Here is a 20,316-nt window from a genome sequence, read left to right as displayed (position 1 = left end):
TAGGATGCCATCGCCAGGTCTAACGGGTGTTGGGGTTGTCGGGATTCCACTGGCTGTCGACGATGATCTGGGGCCGACGCGCCGCCACTGTGGGCAGGTGGTCGGTGTCGATTTGGGCCAGTCCCCTCCAGCGTCGACGAAGGTGATGGAGATGGTGCAGGCGGCGGGTGTTTGCCATAGGCAGGATGGCGGCAATGGCCGCTGCCGCCGGGGCGATCATCGGATTGAGCATCCAGCCGAAGAGCGGATAAAGAACGCCTGAGGCGACAATCAGCGCCGCGATGTTGTAAACGGTCGACCAGGTCAGGTTCTCTTTGACTATTCGCTTTGTGGCTTGGCTCAGTTCGATGGCGCGGGCAATGCCGTCCAGGTCTCCGTTGCGCAGAATCAGGTCGGGTTCCGTATCTGAGGTGGATTCCCGCCCGGGTCGGGTCCCAAAGGAGATGTGGACCTGGGCTCTCTTCATGGCTTCGGGCTGGTCGTGGCTGTCTGCGGCCAGGGCCACCAGCCTGTCCGGACTGGGGGTGTGGCTCGTGTCTTCGATTCCGTCGGAAGGAGCATCACCCGTATGCTTCCCCAGGTCATGAATCAACCGTTCCAGACAGTAGGCCTTACGGGTATCAGACAACTGGGTGACCAGCATATCCACTCCGGCAACCCGGGCTGCGCGCTCAATGCGTGCGCTGATGCTGTGACCTGATGCCTTGTCCGTTTCGGCCCTGGTGCCGTCCAGGACCAGGCTCATGACTTTCAGGGAGCGCAGGTGTGTGGCCGCCCGGATAAGGGATTCCTCGTATACCTGTGCCCCATCGGAGGAGTCTGACTGATCGGACAGGGCCGAATCGTCTACGGCCACGGCCGCAACCCGACTCAGATTGCTCATGGCCCTGGGTGAGGTGAAGAGGACTCCGTTCTGTATCCCGGTATTCAGAGCCGTTCTGAACGCCAGAGGTACGGTCACGGTGGCTGCCGTCGGGCAGGCTACGGCCAGGACACAGAAGGCGCTGGCGACGGCGTGTGCCAGGTTGGGATCGGGGCCGAAAAGGAGCCAGGCCATCAAGGTCCAGACGGTTGCAATCAGAATCCAGGCGATGGCGGTGTGTATCTTTCGGTCGATGGTGTGCACAGCGGGAGAACGGCCGGTCAAGGCATCGGGAATGACCTGCATGAGTCTGGATACATAGGTGTCCTTGCCCGATGCCTCGACCTTGATGATCAGGTTGCCTTCGACCAGTTTGGTGGAAGCAAGCACATGGTCACCAGGCCCGTACCTGAGGGGGGCCTCCGCGCCGGTCAGCTCCTTTTCGTCGATGGTGGCGAATCCGGCCACCACCTGTCCGTCGTCAGCCAGTCGTTCGCCTTGCCTGACCAGGAGCAGGCTTCCGGTGGCTATGTCGTCCTGGGCCACCTGATGTCCTGTCAGACCGGACCAGGATTCATCCCCGGTGTCTGTATCCAACTCCTTGAGTTCCGTAGTGTCGAGCACCCTGCCTGAGCCAGGTCGGGTCCGTGCGAGCAGTTCATATGACCGGGCCAGGGAGGAGTGGGTCCTGACCTCAAGGATCCGAGCAAGGAGGAGAAGGGTGATTACCATGCCCACTACGTCGAAGTATGGGGATCGGGATCCCTCAGGCAGGAGGGAACCGGCCACGCAGGTTGCCAGGCTGTACAGGTAGGCGATGCCGGTTGCCAGGGTGGCCAGGAGATTGGGGGTGCATCGTCGATGCTGTATGGCGCTCCAGCCGTCCAGGATGATGCCGCGTCCACAGTGGAAAAGGACCGGGGTGATCAGGATGGCCTGGATCCAAGGGTTTGCCAGCCATGAGGGGAGGGCATCGGGTGCGAACCGTCCGAAGAGGTCCAGAATCAGGACCGGGGCGGTCAGGATGGTACTGATTATGGCCAGACGCACCAGGTGGTGGCGTTCGGCATCGAGTCCATCGATCCGGCGACCCATATCGGTCCATTCGTCCCGTGCCGGCTCCTCGCCCCCGTCCCCCTCCTGCCCCTGCTTGGCATCCGTGCTGCCCGAGGGCATGAGGAAGTACCGGATGATGAACCAGGTTGCAGCGCAGGCTGCAACAAGACCGACTATCGCCAGAAAGATATCGATACCCACCGGTTCTCCTTCGTCATGGTCTATTGTTTCGGACGTCGCTGTACGGATTCGGGCCTCCGATATGTCTATTTTGCCCTCTTTGCATGGAATGCGTTCCCTGTTCCGACCGTTCCTTGCCGAATAAACTAATTACCTCACTGGTCTTCCTATATGGACATGCTGCCGGGCGGGTCCATGAGATGGGGTTTACTAGAACATATGTTCGATTCTATAGGTTCTGCAATCATCCTTGCTCTGGTTCTCCTGGTCGGGCTTGTCCTTGGAGGGGCAGTCGGCTATGCACTCGGGAAGGCCCAGGGTCGGCAGACCCCCCTGCCTGTTCGGGAGGGGGAGACGGAAGATCTGCGCTCGCAGCTGGAACAGTCCCGGCAGGAACTGCGTGAGTCGGAATCCGCCGCAGTGGAATACAGGACCAGGGTTGATGGCCTCAGCCAGGAGTTGGCCTATGTCAAGTCCCAACTGGCCCAGGCCCAGCAGGCTGAACAGGTCCGCCTGGATCGGGAGAGGCTCCGAGCCCAGGCCCAGGAGGAGGAAAAGCGCCACAGACAGGCCGAGGCTCTGCAGGAGGAGAGCAAGGTCCTTTCCGCTTTGGCGCCGGTACAGAAGAACCTGGATGCCCTGCAGCAGAAGGTCTCTCAGATAGAGGAGGGCCGCAAGCAGGAGATGGGCTCCCTGGGGCAGCAGCTCAAGATCCTGGGGGAGCAGCAAGGCAGGCTCGACAAGGAGACCAGCTCCCTGGCATCGGCCCTGCGCAACAACAAGGTCCGTGGGGCCTGGGGTGAGGCGCAGCTCAAGAACATCGTCGAATCCGCAGGGCTGATGGAGCATGTGGACTTCGATACCCAGGTGGTGGTCACCTCGCCGGATGGCAAGACCCTGCGCCCTGACATGGTGGTTCACCTGCCCGGAGGCAAGACCATACCCATCGATGCCAAGGCCCCATACTCGGAGTACCAGCGGGCCTGCGAGATTCCCGATACTGCATCGGATGACGACCTCCGCCGTCGCGACGATCTCCTCAAGGCCCATGCCAAGGCTTTGCGCGACCATGTCAAGACTCTGGGCGACAAGCAGTACTGGAACGCTTTCGACACGGCTCCTGACTTCGTTGTGGCCTTCATACCCAATGACTCCCTCCTTCAGGCCGCTCTGGAAGTGGATCCGACCTTGATGGATGATGCCTTCGCGCAGAAAGTGGCCCTGACCTCCCCGGTCACCCTCTGGGCCGTGCTCAAGTCGGTGGCCTATGCCTGGCAGCAGCAGAACCTGACCGATGATGCCAAGACGCTTTTCACACTGACCCATGAGCTCTATGAGCGGTTCGTCGTACTGGGCGACCGTGCCAACAAGTTGGGCAAGTCCATCACCAGTACCGTTGCCGCCTACAACAATTTCGCCGCCTCACTGGAATCCAGGGTCCTGGTTACGGCCAGGAAGTTGCAGAACCTGGACCCGACCAAGGTCATCGACCCGGTGAATATGATCGACTCCGGCAAGGCCAACCTGCGGGAACTGACTGCTCCGGAGGTTCTGCCTGACGGTCCCCGAGATGAAGCCTGACCTGCCTGGACTGCCTGCCCGTTGGCAACCGGCGTTAGTCTGGTAGGCATGAGCAAGGCAACAGACACAGAACGGACCCGCTCCTTCCGTCCCACTGGGACCCCCGACCTGGCACTTGACCAGTCCGCCCGGAGCATGATGGAGCCGATCGATCAGCTGAGGGAACTCCTGTCACGTGAGATTGACGGGCGCCCCTTTACGGAACTCAGCGGGGTCACCTTCGACCATCAGGGTGCGGAGCTGGCCGGTCACGTCCTTCTGGATACCCTCGAAGATGCCGGCTACTCGGTCGATGATTACGATGCAGTCGGTGCCCTGACCGCTGCCGCCGTCCCCCTGGCCGATGCCATGCTCCACGCCGCCGCCTCAAGGGGACAGGCCCTGAACGCCTTCGTCATGGATTTCGTCTACCCGTCCATCAAAGGACCATCCATTGAGGGGAAGAGGGTCATCCTCCTGGATGCCTGGCTCAGTCAGAAGTCCTATGTGCAGACATCATCACTGGTCACCCTGCGTAAGGGGAACGAACTCAGTCTCGATTGCAGCATCATCCAGCGGCAGGGTGCCGAACCTCTGGCCATCGCCTCCCTGGTCGGAGGGCTCGGCCCTGAAGCCGCTAGTGGGTTGGGCGAGCTCGACGGCGGACTGCCCACCATCCAGGTTGTCGATACGGTCGATGATTCGAAGACCAGCCTGCCCTTCATCTGTGCCTTCAACGAGCAGCAGTTCAACCCGGGCAAGGACCAGGAGCGATGAGGGAACCGAATCCCATCACCCAGGCGGCCAAAGAGTCGGGCGAACCTGTCTTCCGGCAAGTGGGATTGGGGCCCTGGGCCGAAGAACATCCTGATTTGCCCCGCCCGGACGATCCCGGTTCCGTCGCCTATGATCCGAGACTCGACAGCGATCTTCTGGACCAGGGCGATCGACGGAATGTGCTTGATCGCTATCGGTATTGGACTGTTGAGGCCATTCGGGATGATTTGGACCGCAGAGGTCGTCACGGGTTCGAAGTGGCTGTCGAGAACTGGACCCATGACTTCAACATCGGTTCCATGGTCCGCACAGCCAATGCCTTCGCCGCAGGTCGGGTCCACATCGTCGGCCCCCACAAGTGGAACCGCAAGGGTGCCCTGATGACCGAGCTGTACCAGCACGTGGTTCACCATCCCAGTATCGATACCATGGTCGATGACCTGCGAGACGAGGCCGGCAGGTCCGGTGTCCCCATGCCCAGGCTGATCGCCATCGACAATGTGCCCGGTGCCGGTCCCATCGAGACCTACGACTTCCCGGATCGTTGCCTGATGATCTTCGGCGCCGAAGGGCCGGGTCTTTCCCAGAAGGCCCTGGACCTGGCCGATGATGTGGTCTATATCTCTCAGTTCGGTTCCGTCCGCTCCATCAATGCCGGGGCCGCTGCCGCCGTGGCCATGCATTCCTGGATTGCCCAGCGTGCAGGGGGCGGTCGCCTTTCCTGAGGTTTCGGTGTGCATACGTGCCGCCCGTACCTCATTTGCATTGGCGTGGGGCCGGGCGGATGCACGACAGGTGTAGTGAGAAACTGTTATGCTCAGGACATGATAGAGGTTGAACATCTGACTAAGAGCTTTCGTGGCAAAAAGGCCATAGATGATGTCACCTTCACAGTCCCGGATGGCCGCGTCACCGGTTTCCTTGGACCAAACGGGGCTGGAAAATCCACCACCATGCGGGCCTGCCTGGCCTTGATCAAGCCTGAAAAAGGGCGTGCTCTGATAGACGGCAGGCCTTTCACCAAACTCGAGTCACCGATGACTTCGGTCGGGGCGGTGCTCAATCCCAGGTCAGCCCACAAGTCGCGCTCGGCTTATGCCCATCTGCGTTCCCTGGCCGCCTCCAACGGGATTCCTGTGGCTCGGGTCGACGAGGTCATGGAGATGGTGGGACTGACAGGCGTAAAGAACAAGAGCGCCGGCTCCTTCTCCCTGGGTATGAGTCAACGGCTCTCCATTGCGGCGGCCCTTCTGGGCGATCCCAGGAACCTTGTCCTGGACGAACCCATCAACGGTCTTGATCCCGATGGGGTCAAGTGGGTGCGCGAACTCTGCAGGTCCGCTGCCGCCCAGGGCAAGGCGGTCCTCTTGAGCTCCCATCTGATGAGTGAGGTGGCCTTGACCGCCGATGACCTGGTCATCATCGGGCAGGGTCGCATCATGGAGCGAACCACGGTCGACCGCTTCATCCAGGAGCACTCGCACGAATCCATCAGGGCGGTCACTCCTCAACCCAATGAGTTCATGGCCGCCCTGTCGACGGCAGCGGGAATCCATATCACCAGGCTGCCGTCGGACTCGGCATGTCCACCCGACGCGGCCCTCTTCCGTATAGAGGGGGCGCCCCTGGCGTCAACGGCCACCATCCTGGCCAATGACCAGGTCGTCCTGTACGAGTTCTGCCAGGAGAAGGCCTCGCTGGAGGAGGCCTACATGAAAGCCACCCACGGGCAGGTCGAATATCGGTCCCGGGTTGTTGCCGACCCCGAGGCAGATGCCCGCAACAAGTCGAGGGGAGGCAGGCGATGAGACGTGTGGCGCACAGGGCCCCCGATGGTGCCCGACACATAGTCGATATCCGCGCAGCGTCCGCCGGGAGCAGGAGGGACCTCGCCCCCTCGCGGGTCCATCTCTCCTTCCTCCGGGCCCTGCATGGCGAAATGCTCAAGCTGAATTCGCTCAAGTCGACATGGATCATGGTCGCCCTGGCCCTGCTCCTTGAGCCTTTCGGAGCTTTCGCCTCGGCCTGGAGCTACAAGTACCTGAGCACGATCAATCCAACCACGGGGAAGCCTCTGAAAACCCCCGCTCCCATAGCCATGTCGGATTACTGGCTATCCACGGGGGCGGGGCTGAGCATGGCCATCATCGTGGTCGGCGTCATGGGTGTTCTCTGCAATCAGTTCGGAGTTCACCGGATCCTCCATCACTGCCACCCTGACCAGCAATCCACGTCGCGGCACAGTTCTGGCCGCGAAGGCCGCCTACCTGGCCGTCCTGACATGGATAACCTCCCAGATTGGGGTCCTTCTTTCCTGGGCTGCTGTGCAGCTCACCCTTTCAGCACCCGGCAAGACCGAACTCGAGGCCTCCCAGGTATCACTGCCCTGGTTGAACCTCCTGGGTGGTCCCCTCTTCCTGGCGGTTTTCGCCGTCATGGCCCTGGGCATCGGTGCCGCGTGCCGGTCGACTGTCGGCGGTGTCATGACGGTGTTGGGGTTGATTCTGATAGCCCCCATGCTTCTCAGCATCCTTCGGGCGGTAAGCAGGTACTTTGCCTGGTTGGATACCCTGACCAGCATTCTACCGATGGATCTGCTCGGTCTCTTTTTGGGCGGGCAGACTGCACCTCCCTCTGACGTTACGGGTTTCCTTCCGCTGTGGTGGCAGGCTGGTCTGATCATGGTTGTGTGGGCGGCGGTCTTCTATTTCCTGGGAACCCTGATCGTGAAAAGGGTCGATATCAGCTGACCAATCCGCCGATTGGCGACGATCGGTTTGGGGACATGACACTGCAATTGGGCCTCTGTATCCGCGACCGATGAGGTGGCCTCCAGGGCGTCTGGACCGTTGCACGACCAGGCTTGGATCACCTCCCGAATGCCGACCCCTTCGTGTCACACAGCACCAATATGATGGTGGTATGCCAACTTTTACACGTGAAGAGATCAAGCATCTGGGCGATCTGGCCCGTATCGCTCTGACCGATGATGAGGCGGACCGTCTCAAAGGCGAACTCAACGTCATCGCCGAATCCATCGCCAAGGTCCAGGAAGTGGCCGGGGATGATGTGCCTCCCACGGCCAATCCCATACCCCTGGAGGCATACCTGCGCCCTGATGAGGCGGAGGAACCCCTGACCCAGGAGGAGGCCCTGTCGGGGGCTCCCGCCACCGAGTCGGGCATGTTCGTGGCACCGCGCATCCTGGGTGAGGAGTGAGTGAAGCAATGAGCACTACAGAATTGGTCAAGGAATCCGCCTCCGAGATGGCCCGGCAGCTGCGGGCCAAGGAGATCTCCAGTCGTGAATTGGTCCAGGCCCAGCTTGATGTGATCGAGGCTGCGGAGCCCAGCATCGATGCCTTCCTGCATGTCTCCGCCGACCAGGCTCTGGAACAGGCCGATGCCATCGATAAGCGTCTTGTTGCCGGTGAAACCGAGGGCCTGTCCGAATTGGCCGGCGTTCCAATCGCCATCAAGGACATGATTGTCACCAAGGGCATCCCCACCACAGCCGCCTCACGGATTCTCGAGGGCTGGGTGCCTCCCTACGATGCCACGGTCATCGAGAAGATCAAGGCCGCAGGTCTGCCCATTCTGGGCAAGACCAACCTGGACGAGTTCGCCCAGGGGTCGTCCACCGAGCACTCAGCCTACAAGTCCACGCACAATCCCTGGGACACCGAGAGGGTGCCCGGCGGTTCCGGAGGCGGCTCCGCCTCTGCCGTTGCCGCCTTCGAGGCCCCTCTGGCTCTGGGCACCGACACCGGTGGCTCCATTCGCCAGCCCGGAGCCCTTACCGGCACGGTCGGTGTCAAGCCCACCTATGGTGGCGTCTCCCGCTTCGGAGCCATTGCCATGGCCTCTTCCCTGGACCAGATCGGTCCGGTGTCCCGGTCGGTCCTGGACTCCGCACTCCTGCAGGAGCTGATTGGCGGTTACGACCGTCGCGACTCTACCTCCATCCCCAAGCCGGTTCCGCCCCTGGCTGCCGCTGCCCGCGAGGGCATGAAGCGCGACCTGAAAGGCATGAAGGTCGGTCTGGTCAAGGAGCTGGGCGGTGAGGGTTACCAGCCTGGTGTCGAGGCCCGGTTCAATGAGGGAGTAAGACTCCTGGAGGACATGGGTGCCGAGGTGGTTGAGGTCTCCTGCCCCCACTTCCCCTATGCCCTGGCGGCCTATTACATCATCATGCCTTCCGAGGTGTCCTCCAACCTGGCCAGGTATGACGGCATGCGCTACGGCATGCGGGTCATGCCTCCGGAAGGGGTTGAACGGACCGCGGCCAACATGATGTCGGCAACCCGTGAGGCCGGTTTCGGTGATGAGGTCAAACGACGCATCATCCTGGGCATCTACGCCCTTTCCGCCGGTTACTACGATGCCTGGTACGGGTCGGCGCAGAAGGTGCGCACCCTGATTATCAGGGACTTCGAGCAGGCCTTCGAGAAGGCCGACGTCCTGGTTTCGCCCACCTCACCCACAACCGCTTTCAAGTTCGGCGATAAGATGGACGACCCTCTGGCCATGTACCTGAACGACGTGGCCACCATCCCGGCCAACATGGCAGGCTCGCCCGCCATGTCAATCCCGGACGGGCTCAGTGATGACGGTCTGCCGGTGGGCTTCCAGTTCTTCGCCCCCCAGATGCGTGACGAGGTCATGTACAAGCCCGCTGCTGCCTTGGAGGCGGCTCTCCAGGAACAGTGGGGCGGCCCGGTCTTCAAGGACCTCAAGGCCCCGTGGCTGGACGGCCTCACCAACGGATCTGCCAAGTAGGCATCGGAAGGAAACGGAATCACAATGGCTGAAAAACTCATGAAGTACGCCGATGCCGTGGCCAAGTACGACCCGGTGTTCGGCCTGGAGGTGCATGTCGAGCTCTCCACCAACACCAAGCTCTTCTGCCCGGCCCATATCGAGTTCGGCGGTGAGCCCAACTCCCAGCTGACCCCGGTGTCCCTGGGTCTGCCCGGCAGCCTGCCAGTGGTCAACAAGACCGCCATAGACTATGCCGTCAAGCTGGGTCTGGCCCTGCACTGCCAGATCAACGAGTGGAGCCAGTTCGCCAGGAAGAACTACTTCTACCCGGATATGCCCCGCGACTATCAGATATCCCAGTACGACAAGCCCCTGAACGGGGAGGGATACCTGGACGTGGAGCTGGACGATGGGTCCATCTTCCGCGTGCCCATCGAGCGGGCCCACGTTGAGGACGATGCCGGCAAGAACACCCATCTCGGTGGTGCCGATGGCCGTATCGAGGGCGCCGATCACTCCCTGGTTGACTACAACCGTGCCGGTGTGCCCCTGGTCGAGATCGTCACCAAGCCCATCGAGGGCGCCGGTGAGCGCGCCCCCGAGGTTGCCGGGGCCTATGTGCGCGCCATCAGGGACATCGTGCGCTCCCTGGGCATCTCGCACGCCCGGATGGAGCAGGGCAATATGAGGGCGGACGTCAACGTCTCCCTTCATGCCGGTCCCGATACTCCGCTGGGTACCAGGTCCGAGACCAAGAACGTCAACACCTTCAAGGGCATCGAGAAGACCCTGACCTACGAGATTCGTCGTCAGGCAGCCCTGCTTGAATCCGGTGGGGAGGTCCTCCAGGAGACCCGCCACTGGGATGAGTCCACCCAGACCACGGCCGGTGGTCGCGTCAAGACCGACGCCAATGACTACCGTTACTTCCCCGATCCCGACCTGGTCATGGTTCATGTGACCAAGGACCATATCGAGGAGCTCAAGGCCGAGATGCCTGAGATGCCTCGTGAGCGCAGGGCCCGACTGAAGCAGGAGTGGGACTTCACCGATCGGCAGATGCAGGATGCGGTCAACGCTGATGCCGTGGACCTGATTGAGGAGACCGTCAAGGCCGGTGCCACGGCCGCCGGTGCACGCAAGTGGTGGCTTGGCGAGATTTCCCGTGAGGCCAATTCCCGCGGGGTCACCCTCCAGGAACTGCCCATTTCAGCTCAGGACGTCGCCGATGTGGAGCAGCTGATTGCCGAAGGGAAACTCAACGACAAGCTGGCCAAGCAGACCGTTTCCGGCGTGCTTGCAGGCGAAGGCAGCCCTGCCGAGGTCGTCAAGAAGCACGGATACCAGGTGGTTTCGGATGATGGTGCCTTGGATGCGGCCGTCGACCAGGCCCTCAAGGACAACCCCGATATCGTGGCCAAGCTCAAGAGCGGCAATATGAAGCCCATGGGCGCCATCATCGGTGCCGTCATGCGTGCCACCAAGGGCCAGGCCGATGCCAAGGCGGTCAACAAGATCGTCATGCAGCGCATCGCCCAGTGACCAATGTTTCGCGTCCCGGGGATTTTCATGGTTTTCCCAGGGGCGCGGGATATGATTAACTGTCATCGCGAGGTGGCGGTCATGGAGGTGACGTGATGTCGACAAGCGGCAGCGGTAATGAGGGACCGCAGACGGAACGTGGGGAATCAGATAATGTCGAAGGCAGACGGCTGCCTGACCGTATAGAGATTCCTGTCATTCGCGGCGAAATGGTGCATCTGCGCCCTGCGGCGATATCCGATTTGACCGCCATGGACCATCTGGAGGCCTTCTACAATTCGACGGGCATCACTGGCAAGGGGCCTGAGGCCGAGCGGGCGGTGGTCAATGCCTGGGTGCGCAGGTCGGTGGCCTGGTCCAAGGGTCTGGCCCCCAAGGAGTCTGGCGTCGGGGACCCTGAGTCCAGGCGTACGCTGGCCTGGGCCATGGTGAGCGATGCCGACCCCGGTCAGAACGGCGCACCTGATACCGACAAAACCGGCGGTGTCATCGGCATGATATTCCTCATCGACGTTGACGGCTGGTCCCGCTCAGCCCGTATCCAGGTGGTTCTGGGGAAGGACTTCCGAGGGCGCGGATACTCCCGTGACGCCATGCCCAGGGTTATGACCTACGGGTATGCCGCAGCCCCTACAGGACTCGGGCTCCACCGTATCTGGGTGGCCGTGCCCGAGAAGAACACCAGGTCCATCTCCGTATACCAGTCACTGGGCTTCATGGTCTCGGGAACCTCTCGCGATGCGCTTTGGGACATCGAGAACGGCAAGTACCAGGATCAGATCGTCATGGATGCCCTGGCCGACGAGTACGACCCCATTCAATCCCTGAACGCGTTCGGGATGCATGTCATCGATGAGAACCCCGGTGTTGCCCAAACCTTGATTGCCCGTGGGTATACCACCGAGGACGGAAGGCGAATGACCGCTGCGGAAGCCCAGCGACATGCCTCCGAGATCGAAGCCGGCCTGGCGGGGAAGGCCGCAGACCGCGACGGTGCCCGAGGGACCGGAGAATCTGCTGATTCCAAAGTGGCGATACCCTCCTCGCCCTCCCCGTCCGAGGGCGCACCACAGATCGGGCCCCACGCGGGCGCCGATAAGTCAGAGGCGGAACACGGCGAAGAGGGCCAGACCCAGGAGGGCGGGGGTCACAATTCCTCCGACTGGGCCTACGGGTCCTCCAAGGCCAAGCGGTCCAAGCGGGCCTGGTGGCGAAACCTTGGTCACGGTCGTGACCGTTCCAACGGAGGTGGCCGATGAGCGCCGAGGATCTCGACAACTACGAAACCGATGCCGAGCTGGCCCTGTATAGGGAGTACCGCGATGTCATCAAGCTCTTCACCTATGTGGTCGAGACCGAGCGTCGCTTCTACCTGGCCAACAAGGTCGACTTCAACGTGCGCTCGGCCGGTCAGGATGTCTACTTCGACGTATGCCTCACCGATGCCTGGGTCTGGGATGTCTACCGTTCCAGCCGTTTCGTAAAGAATGTACGAATCGTCACGTTCAAGGATGTCAATGTGGAGGAGGTCCAGAAGACGGACATCGACATCCCCGACTCCCTATCCTGAGCCAAGGGTCGCCTCACTTGGCCCTGTATCGTACCCGGGCTTTCCGGGTCAGAGGGGCAGGGTGGTTGGTGCCTTGACCGCAGTTGATCCGATTGTCCCAGCAAAGGGATTGTATGGCTTCTGCGGATTCATCTCCGCGGTTGAGCGGGAAGGTTCCGGAATGGCTGGGAATCGTGAGGGAAGTGGTCAAATGACCCGCGGTTCCAGAGCCCTGGGTAGAATGAACATGAATTATCCGGTTTTCAGGAGGTTGGCAAGGTGAGCAAGCAGTCTGTGGTTATCGTCGGCGGAGGTCCTGCTGGACTGACGGCGGCATGGGAGCTGGTCAAGGACGGCGGAAACAACAAGTACGACGTCACGGTCCTTGAGTCCACCAATACCTTCGGCGGTATCTCGCGTACCGTCAAGCACAACGGGAACCGTATGGACATCGGCGGCCATCGCTTCTTCTCCAAGGACGATCGAATCATGGACTGGTGGAAGGAGGTGCTTCCCCTCCAGGGAGCCCCCTCCTACGACGACAAGAAGTTGGGTCGTCACCACGACCTGGAACCGGGTGGTCCCGACCCCGAGCAGACCGACAGGGTCATGCTCAAGCGCCACCGTGTCTCAAGAATCTACTGGAACCACCATTTCCTGGACTACCCCATCTCCCTTTCGCCCCAGACCTTGCAGGCAATGGGTTTCAAGCTGACCATGCAGGCCGGTTTCAGCTATCTGAAGTCCTTGATTCACAAGCTGCCTGAAGATAACCTGGAGAACTTCTACATCAACCGCTTCGGGCGCAAGCTCTATTCCATGTTCTTCGAGGGGTATACCGAGAAGCTCTGGGGCCGTCACCCCCGCGAGATCAGTGCCGACTGGGGTGCCCAGAGGGTCAAGGGACTGAGCATCATGGGCGTGCTCAAGAACGCCTTCCAGAAGCTCCTCCCCAAGAAGCGTGATTCCCGCGAGGTCGAGACCAGCCTGATTGAGGAATTCTGGTACCCCAAGCTGGGGCCCGGTCAGCTCTGGGAGACCGTGGAGCGCCGCAACGTCGAGCATGGTGTCCATGTCATCACCGAAGCCGAGGTGGTGGGACTGAACCAGGAGGATGGGCGTATCTCCTCCGTGGTCTACCGGGATGCCGACGGTCAGGAGGTCACCCTCAAGGCCGATCAGATCATCTCGTCCATGCCGGTCAAGGACCTGGTCGAGGCCATCGCCCGTGAGGACTCCTCAGCCGACAAGGAGATGGTCCGCGTTGCCGACGGCCTGCCGTATCGTGACTTCGTTACGGTCGGTCTGCTCATCCGTCATCTGCGTATCCGCAACACCACAAAGATGAAGACTCTCGGCGATCCTCCCATTGTTCCTGATTGCTGGATTTACGTGCAGGACCCGGGCTACAAGATGGGTCGCATCCAGATTTTCAACAACTGGAGCCCCTACATGGTAGAGAAGGCGGATGATACCGTCTGGATCGGCCTGGAGTACTTCTGCGAAGAGGGTGATGACTTCTGGAACATGAGCGACAAGGAGGCCACGGACTTCGCCATTAAGGAACTGACCAGGATGGGAATCATCAACGGTCCCACCGACGTGATGGACTCCCATCGTGAACGGGTGGCCAAGGCCTACCCCGCCTACTTCGACACCTACGACGAGATGCCCGGACTGGTCGAGTGGCTGGATTCCTTCGGAAACCTCTACTGCGTGGGCCGCAATGGGCAGCACCACTACAACAATCAGGACCACTCGATGGCCACTTCCATGGAGGCCGTCAAGAACATCAAGTCCGGTAGGACGGACAAGGCCAACGTCTGGAACGTCAACACCGAGCAGTCATATCACGAAGAGAAGTAATCGCCTGGGGCATCTTCAGGGGCCGTCCCAGCAGCTGGGAGAGGAAGGCCACGGCCCCCTCGAAGAGAACTGCGTACATCTCGTCCTCGTTTGACGTGTCCAGGGCCATTTTCCTGTTGTCGATCACCGATGACATCCCATCACTGATCAGCCAGGCCAGTGTTTCGGTGTCGATTGCATCGGTCAGCACGGTCCGGGGCAGTTTCCCCTGCTCCAACCAGCGGCTCAGGGCCTGGGCGAGGTGGGAGATTATCTTCGTCATGAACCCGTTTACCAGGTTCGCGTTTGAACCCAGGTAGTTGTACCAGTTCTCGTTGTCGGCGAACGCCTCGCTCAGTTTCTGGATTCCGGCGATGAGCGGGATGGCAACACCGTCAAGGACATCCTGCACATCAAGGGAGGGGTCGTCCAGGATTTCGATGGCATCCTGGGCCTGGCGGTCGAAGTATGTACTCAGACAAGCATTGACCAGGTCGTCCTTGGACTCGAAGTAGTAATAGAAAACGCTCATGCCGACACCCTTGCCGTCGTTCATGGCCTTGATGATATCGCGTAGCGAGGTGGTGGTTACACCGTTTTGGGTGAAGAGCCGCATTGCGGTCTCCACGAATTCACGACGGCGGTCTGTGCGAGCTCTGCTTTTCTTGTCCACAATGGACAGTTTACGGCCTTAATGACACGCTGGGCCCGTGCTTGCGGGAATCCGGGCCTCGTTGTATTCTTTATTTAAGTTCGAACGGTTGAATCAGTATCGATCTTTCATTAGCGGTTTACCCGCATATTCTCAAGCTATTTGCCTGGTTTTATTTGGCATGGCGTAGGAAAGGCAATATAACAGTGGCAACAAGCCAAGATTTACATTCTATGAAACTGCCTGAGCTCAAAGAACTGGCCAGACAGTTGGGTTTGCGTGGCATCTCCACCATGCGTAAGCCGGTCCTGATCGAGACCATAGAGGCCGCCCGTTCCGGTGGCGAGGCTCCGGCAGGCGTTACCGTCAGGACTCCGGAGTCCGCGCCCCAGGCCAGGAAAGATACAACCAGGTCCGATGCGGAAGTGTCCGTCAAGGAAATGGATCTGGATGGTTCCGACGAGGGGACCTCCGGCACGGAAAACCGGACGCAGAAGATCTCGGACCGCCAGGACGGAAAGAAGATCGGTGATCTCTTCGATGTTCTGGGCATTGACGAGAACACTGCCGCCCATAAGGACGGTCGGGACGGCAAAGAGGGAAGGTTCCCCCACACCGTGGCTGATGAGGAGAATGTGATCATCTCTCGCCGCCGCCATCGCTCCACTGATTCGACGCGTGGCAATAGGGCCACCCGTTCCCGTAACGAGCGCGACCATGAGCGTGAGCCCGAGGGCAACGAAGAACACGGCAACGGAAGCGTGCGTAATCTAGACGATATCCTGGCCGCTCTGCCCGCGCGCAACGACCACTCCCGCAAGCGCTCCTACGAGGAAGGACGTGAGGACGGCCGCGAGTACCGGCACAACTCCTTCGATCGTCGCAATCGCAATGAGCGCAACGATCGTACCGATCGGAACGACCGGCACAACAGTCGCAACAACCGCCGCAACTCCCGTGACTTCGAGCCCAGGGAGGAGAGGCGAGAGAGCTTCAAGGCAGAGGACATGGTCCCTGTGGCGGGCATCATCGATGTGCTGGATTCCTATGCCTTCGTGCGCACCTCCGGGTACCTGCCCGGCCCCAACGACGTCTATGTTTCCATGGGTCAGGTCAAGAAGTACGGTCTGCGCAAGGGCGACGCCGTCCACGGCTCCATCCGCCCCCCGCGTGAGGGTGACCACCGTAATCAGAGGCAGAAGTTCGTTCCCCTGCAGGCCATCGACACCATCAACGGGATGAGCGTCGAGGATGCCGGTGACCGTCCCCACTTCAACAAGCTGACCCCTCTCTATCCGCAGGAGCGCATGCGGATGGAATCCCAGCCCACGAACATCACCGGTCGTCTGATCGACATCGTTGCCCCCATCGGCAAGGGCCAGCGAGGTCTTATCGTTTCGCCCCCCAAGGCAGGCAAGACCCTGACCCTCCAGTCCATCGCCAACTCCATCAGCGCCAACAATCCCGAGGTTCACCTGATGGTGGTCCTGGTCGACGAGCGCCCGGAAGAGGTCACCGACATGGAGCGCACGGTCCAGGGTGAAGTCATCTCCTCCACTTTCGACCGTCCCGCGACCGACCATACGACAGTCGCCGAGCTGGCCATCGAGCGCGCCAAGCGCTTGGTGGAGTTGGGTCAGGATGTGGTGGTCCTCCTTGACTCCATGACCAGACTGGCCCGGGCCTACAACATAGCGGCACCGGCCTCCGGACGTATCCTCTCCGGCGGTGTGGATGCCCAGGCCCTGTACCCGCCCAAGCGTTTCTTCGGTGCCGCCCGCAACATCGAAAACGGCGGATCCCTCACCATCATCTCCTCGGCCCTGGTGGAGACCGGGTCCAAGATGGACGAGGTCATCTTCGAAGAGTTCAAGGGAACCGGCAACATGGAGCTGCGCCTGACCCGTGACCTGGCCGACAAGCGCATGTTCCCCGCCATCGACATCAATGCCTCCGGCACCCGCCGTGAGGAACTGATCACCTCACCCGATGAGCTGGCCGTGGTTTACCGGCTGCGTCGTCTTCTGGGCGGCATGGAGACCGAGCAGGCCTACCAGACCCTGGTGCCGAGGTTGAAGAAGACGGCCACCAACCGCGACTTCCTCGCTGCCATCAACCAGTCCATGCTGGGTCAGAAGTAGCCTGCGCCGACCGGCCCATGCCGGTCACCAAGCATCATTGCTACAGGGTCGTCCCCATCCGTTGGAACCGGAAAGGGACGACCCTTGCTGTATCCGCGTCCTGCCAATCAGGTCAGGCGATAGACTGGGATGTTATGAACAACCAGGAAGCAGAGACTTCGATTCATGACCAGGTCGGGGCGGGGGACCCGGAGGTGGCGAATCGGGCCCGTGAGGTGGAAGAGCTCCGAGCCGGCGTGGACAATATCGATGCTGCGGTCATCCACATGCTGACCGAGCGTTTCCGGGTGACCAGGCAGATAAGCCACCTGAAGGCCGAGGCGGGTTTCGCCCCCGCGGATCCGGGGCGGGAGTCGGAACAGGTGGAGCGTCTGCGTTCCCTGGCCCAGGACGGCGGGTTGGATCCCGACCTGGCCGAGGCCTACCTGCACCTGGTGGCGGATGCCGCCAAGCGCATCCATTCCCGCGTGGCCGGGGGAGAGGCGTAAAGGGTATTCACTTACGACAGCCGCCAGACGGAGGCGGCTATCTCCTGGGACTTATGGAAAACAAGAGCGCCTGTGGAGCAGGGCGGGTTGCCGGTTCCACAGGCGCTCTTGGGTACCGTTTGCGGGGATGAGAATCGACCCCGGTCCGGTCTACTTCTTCGGCTTCTTGGCGGGAGGCTCGCCCAGCTGGCTGGCGGTCACCCGTATGCCCGCCTCCTCATCGGCGGGGCCGGTTGCACCTGAGCCATCGGATTCCTCGACGAGGCTCATGTCACCAGTCGCCCTTCCGGCCTCGGCCACATCATCCAAAGCGGCCCTGACGGCATACATGCCTTCGGGTGCCACACTCAGGGTGACCGAAAGGATGGGGGTCTTCATGGAGACCTTGGCCTCTGACTTGATTCTGCGCAGGGAGGCCAGGGCCTTCCCCGCCCAGGTCAGCAGCTCCGGGTCCTGCCCCTGTGCGGCCTCCCGGTATGCCTCTGCCTGAGGCCAGGGGGCGCGATGTACGGAGCCTTCGCCCTGGTGCATCCACTGCCAGACCTCTTCGCTGGCGAAGGGCAGGAAGGGGGCAAGGAGGCGATCAAGTGCATCCAGCACCAGCCCCAGGGTGGTCCTGGCGCTCAACACCTGGGCCTGGTCCGGGGTCCTTCCGGTGGCCTCCGCTGTTCCGTAGGCGCGGTTCTTGGCCAGCTCAATGTAGTTGTCGCAGAAGTTCCAGAAGAAGGATTCCACCGTTTCCAGGGCCTTGGAGTGCTCGTAGTCATCGAGGGCCTGGGTGGCCTGGTCAATCACCCGGGCAAGTCCGGCCAGAACCGCGCGATCCAGGGGAACGGTCACATCCGCAGGGTCCCAGGTGGCCTTGGCGGCCTGGCCCACATGATGGTTTTCGTCCTCACGACCTATGGCCAGGGCGAACTTGGTGGCGTTGAGCAGCTTGACGGCCAGGCGGCGGCCAATCTTCATCTGCCCCTCGTCGTAGGTGGCATCCAGCCCGAGTCGGGCCGATGCGGCCCAGTAACGCACGGCGTCTGCACCATACTTCTTGATGGGTTCGTCGGGGACCACCACGTTGCCCTTCGACTTGCTCATCTTCTTATGGTCCGGGTCCAGGATCCACCCCGACAGGGTTGCATTGCTCCAGGGCAGGCAGCCGTTTTCCAGGTGCGCCCGGTCGATGGAGCTGAAAAGCCAGGTGCGGATGATGTCCTGGCCCTGGGGGCGCAGATCCATGGGGAAGGTGGCCTTGAAGAGGGTCTGGTCTTCTTCACCTGGTTCGGCCCAGTGGGTCACGATCTGAGGAGTCAGGGAGCTGGTGGCCCAGGTGTCCATGATGTCCTTCTCGGCCGTGAAGCCGCCGGGCTGGTCACGCTGGGTTTCGTCGAAGCCCTCGGGCACGTCGGTGCTGGGGTCGATGGGGAGCCGATCCTCCGCTGGGGTGATGGGATGAGCGTAGTCGGTCTCGCCATCTGCGGTCACCGGATACCAGAGGGGGAAGGGGACGCCGAAGAAGCGCTGGCGGGAAATCAGCCAGTCACCGTTCAGGCCTTCCACCCAATTGCTGTATCGAACCCGCATGAAGTCGGGGTGGAAATCAAGCTCTTTGCCCCGTTCCAAGAGCTCTTGGTTGAGCTTCTTGTCGGTGCCGCCATTACGGAGGTACCACTGGCGTGAAGTCACGATTTCCAAGGGCTTGTCGCCCTTTTCGTAGAAGTTGGTCATGCGCTTGGTGGGCTTGGGCTCCCCGTCCAGGTCGCCGGCCTCACGCAAGGCGTCCACGATGATCTTCCGCGCGGAGAAGGTGGTCTTCCCCGCGATCTGCTCGAAGATATCCTTGCCGCCCTGGTCGGTGATCCAGTCCGGCGTTGCCATGATGATTCGGCCGTTGCGCTGGATGACGGAACGGGTGGGGAGCTTCAGGTCGCGCCACCATTCGACATCGGTCACGTCGCCGAAGGTGCAGCACATGGCTATGCCCGCGCCCTTGTCCATTTCGGCGGCCGGGTGGGCCAGGATGGGAACCTCCACCTTGAAGAGGGGGGAGTAGACCTTCTGCCCGAAGTACTGCTGGTAACGCTTGTCGTCCGGATGGGCGATCAGAGCCCCGCAGGCTGCCAGGAGTTCCGGCCTGGTGGTCTCGATGTAGATGGGGGTGCCGTCCTGGAAGCGGAAGGCAACCCGGTGGTAGAAGCCGTCATACTCACGCGACTCGAGCTCGGCCTGGGCCACGGCGGTCTGGAAGGTCACGTCCCAGAGTCCGGGGGCCTCCTTCTGGTAGGCCTCGCCCCGGGCAAGGTTCCGCAGGAAGGCCTTCTGGGCCACCCGGCGGGGATGCTCGCCGATGGTGTGGTAGGTCTGCGACCAGTCGATTGAAAGTCCCAGGGAACGCCAGAGGCGCTCGAAGAGCTTCTCATCCTCGGCGGTCAGCTCCTCGCAGAGCTCGATGAAATTCTGCCTGGAGACCGGAACCTGGTCCTTGGCGTTTATCTTCTTCCCGTCCGTGCCATGGAAGGGTGGCTTGAAATCCGGGTCGTACTTGAGGGAGGTATCGACGCGCACCCCGTAGTAGTTCTGAACCCTGCGCTCCGTTGGCAGTCCGTTGTCGTCCCAGCCCATGGGGTAGAAGACGTCATAGCCCCGCATCCTCTTGAAACGGGCGATGACATCGGTGTGGGTGTACGAGAAGACATGACCCACGTGCAGGTGGCCGGACACCGTGGGCGGCGGGGTGTCGATGGAATAGACGGACTTGCGGTCGCGGGAGTTGCGGAAGCGGTAGACCTCGGACTGCTCCCAGTCCTGGCACCACTTCTCCTCCAGGCCATCCACGCCCACCCTGTCGGGCAGGGGGGTCAGGCTGGCGTTGACGATTCCTTGGTTTTCAGCAGACATACCAGCATTTTA

At 61.4% G+C, this 20,316-nt stretch carries 16 protein-coding genes; 13 read left to right on the top strand and 3 right to left on the bottom strand.

Annotated elements, in window-relative coordinates; all coding sequences use genetic code 11:
- Positions 1–19 precede the first annotated feature (19 nt).
- A complete protein-coding gene (locus bcor_RS06490; protein WP_033498337.1) occupies positions 20–2,119 on the bottom strand; it encodes a P-type ATPase actuator domain-containing protein in 2,100 nt (699 codons plus the stop codon).
- A gap of 198 nt (positions 2,120–2,317) precedes the next feature.
- Here bcor_RS06490 and bcor_RS06485 point away from each other — a divergent pair, with 198 nt between their 5' ends.
- The 11 genes from bcor_RS06485 (at position 2,318) to bcor_RS06435 (ending at position 14,152) form a co-directional block, all read left to right on the top strand.
- The gene (locus bcor_RS06485) at positions 2,318–3,679 is read left to right on the top strand and encodes a DNA recombination protein RmuC (RefSeq protein WP_033498339.1); all 1,362 of its coding nucleotides are present in this window, start codon (positions 2,318–2,320) and stop codon (positions 3,677–3,679) included.
- A 48-nt stretch (positions 3,680–3,727) separates the two neighbouring features.
- Complete coding sequence (locus bcor_RS06480) at positions 3,728–4,435, top strand: type I phosphoribosyltransferase (RefSeq protein WP_051875731.1); 708 nt, start codon at positions 3,728–3,730, stop codon at positions 4,433–4,435.
- A complete protein-coding gene (locus bcor_RS06475; protein ID WP_033498340.1) occupies positions 4,432–5,160 on the top strand; it encodes a TrmH family RNA methyltransferase in 729 nt (242 codons plus the stop codon). The genes bcor_RS06480 and bcor_RS06475 overlap by 4 nt, the downstream gene beginning before the upstream one ends.
- 99 nt (positions 5,161–5,259) lie before the next feature.
- Entirely contained in the window at positions 5,260–6,243 is a 984-nt protein-coding gene (locus bcor_RS06470) for an ATP-binding cassette domain-containing protein (RefSeq protein ID WP_033498341.1), read from the top strand.
- 357 nt (positions 6,244–6,600) lie between these two features.
- Positions 6,601–7,185: a hypothetical protein gene (locus bcor_RS06465; RefSeq protein WP_038459320.1), complete on the top strand. Its 585-nt coding sequence runs from the start codon at positions 6,601–6,603 to the stop codon at positions 7,183–7,185.
- Between the two features lie 172 nt (positions 7,186–7,357).
- A complete protein-coding gene (gene gatC / locus bcor_RS06460; RefSeq protein WP_033491175.1) occupies positions 7,358–7,654 on the top strand; it encodes an Asp-tRNA(Asn)/Glu-tRNA(Gln) amidotransferase subunit GatC in 297 nt (98 codons plus the stop codon).
- Positions 7,655–7,662: 8 nt separating this feature from the next.
- Positions 7,663–9,213, top strand: coding sequence for an Asp-tRNA(Asn)/Glu-tRNA(Gln) amidotransferase subunit GatA (gene gatA / locus bcor_RS06455; protein WP_033498345.1), 1,551 nt, complete (start codon positions 7,663–7,665; stop codon positions 9,211–9,213).
- Between the two features lie 24 nt (positions 9,214–9,237).
- Positions 9,238–10,737 (top strand): Asp-tRNA(Asn)/Glu-tRNA(Gln) amidotransferase subunit GatB, encoded by a 1,500-nt coding sequence (gene gatB / locus bcor_RS06450; RefSeq protein ID WP_033498347.1) that lies wholly within the window; start codon positions 9,238–9,240, stop codon positions 10,735–10,737.
- Between the two features lie 95 nt (positions 10,738–10,832).
- The gene (locus bcor_RS06445) at positions 10,833–11,996 is read left to right on the top strand and encodes a GNAT family N-acetyltransferase (protein WP_033498349.1); all 1,164 of its coding nucleotides are present in this window, start codon (positions 10,833–10,835) and stop codon (positions 11,994–11,996) included.
- Positions 11,993–12,307: a DUF2469 domain-containing protein gene (locus bcor_RS06440; RefSeq protein WP_033491179.1), complete on the top strand. Its 315-nt coding sequence runs from the start codon at positions 11,993–11,995 to the stop codon at positions 12,305–12,307. The genes bcor_RS06445 and bcor_RS06440 overlap by 4 nt, the downstream gene beginning before the upstream one ends.
- Positions 12,308–12,565: 258 nt before the next feature.
- The gene (locus tag bcor_RS06435) at positions 12,566–14,152 is read left to right on the top strand and encodes an NAD(P)/FAD-dependent oxidoreductase (protein WP_033498350.1); all 1,587 of its coding nucleotides are present in this window, start codon (positions 12,566–12,568) and stop codon (positions 14,150–14,152) included.
- Here bcor_RS06435 and bcor_RS07330 read toward each other — a convergent pair.
- On the bottom strand, positions 14,118–14,804 hold the full coding sequence (locus bcor_RS07330; protein WP_146208247.1) for a TetR/AcrR family transcriptional regulator: 687 nt from the start codon (positions 14,802–14,804) through the stop codon (positions 14,118–14,120). The genes bcor_RS06435 and bcor_RS07330 overlap by 35 nt on opposite strands.
- 185 nt (positions 14,805–14,989) lie before the next feature.
- Here bcor_RS07330 and rho point away from each other — a divergent pair, with 185 nt between their 5' ends.
- A complete protein-coding gene (gene rho / locus bcor_RS06425) occupies positions 14,990–16,924 on the top strand; it encodes a transcription termination factor Rho (protein WP_033498352.1) in 1,935 nt (644 codons plus the stop codon).
- Positions 16,925–17,058: 134 nt separating this feature from the next.
- The gene (locus bcor_RS06420) at positions 17,059–17,412 is read left to right on the top strand and encodes a chorismate mutase (RefSeq protein ID WP_033498354.1); all 354 of its coding nucleotides are present in this window, start codon (positions 17,059–17,061) and stop codon (positions 17,410–17,412) included.
- Between the two features lie 150 nt (positions 17,413–17,562).
- Here the strand turns inward: bcor_RS06420 and valS are convergent, their stop codons facing one another.
- On the bottom strand, positions 17,563–20,304 hold the full coding sequence (valS, locus tag bcor_RS06415) for a valine--tRNA ligase (RefSeq protein WP_033498356.1): 2,742 nt from the start codon (positions 20,302–20,304) through the stop codon (positions 17,563–17,565).
- Between the last annotated feature and the right edge of the window lie 12 nt (positions 20,305–20,316).

Origin of the sequence: Bifidobacterium coryneforme, assembly GCF_000737865.1 — a bacterium.
Taxonomy (GTDB): Bacteria; Actinomycetota; Actinomycetes; order Actinomycetales; family Bifidobacteriaceae; genus Bombiscardovia; species Bombiscardovia coryneformis.
Note: the sequence above shows the minus strand (reverse complement) of the source record. Positions and strands in the feature narration are given on the sequence as shown.

Excerpts from the sequence above, each read along its gene's own strand:
- bcor_RS06485 (WP_033498339.1), top strand. The coding sequence starts at position 2,318 with ATGTTCGATTCTATAGGTTCTGCAATCATCCTTGCTCTGGTTCTCCTG.
- bcor_RS06480 (WP_051875731.1), top strand. The coding sequence starts at position 3,728 with ATGAGCAAGGCAACAGACACAGAACGGACCCGCTCCTTCCGTCCCACT.
- bcor_RS06475 (WP_033498340.1), top strand. The coding sequence starts at position 4,432 with ATGAGGGAACCGAATCCCATCACCCAGGCGGCCAAAGAGTCGGGCGAA.
- bcor_RS06470 (WP_033498341.1), top strand. The coding sequence starts at position 5,260 with ATGATAGAGGTTGAACATCTGACTAAGAGCTTTCGTGGCAAAAAGGCC.
- gatC (WP_033491175.1), top strand. The coding sequence starts at position 7,358 with ATGCCAACTTTTACACGTGAAGAGATCAAGCATCTGGGCGATCTGGCC.
- gatA (WP_033498345.1), top strand. The coding sequence starts at position 7,663 with ATGAGCACTACAGAATTGGTCAAGGAATCCGCCTCCGAGATGGCCCGG.
- gatB (WP_033498347.1), top strand. The coding sequence starts at position 9,238 with ATGGCTGAAAAACTCATGAAGTACGCCGATGCCGTGGCCAAGTACGAC.
- bcor_RS06445 (WP_033498349.1), top strand. The coding sequence starts at position 10,833 with ATGTCGACAAGCGGCAGCGGTAATGAGGGACCGCAGACGGAACGTGGG.
- bcor_RS06440 (WP_033491179.1), top strand. The coding sequence starts at position 11,993 with ATGAGCGCCGAGGATCTCGACAACTACGAAACCGATGCCGAGCTGGCC.
- bcor_RS06420 (WP_033498354.1), top strand. The coding sequence starts at position 17,059 with ATGAACAACCAGGAAGCAGAGACTTCGATTCATGACCAGGTCGGGGCG.
- valS (WP_033498356.1), bottom strand. The coding sequence starts at position 20,304 with ATGTCTGCTGAAAACCAAGGAATCGTCAACGCCAGCCTGACCCCCCTG.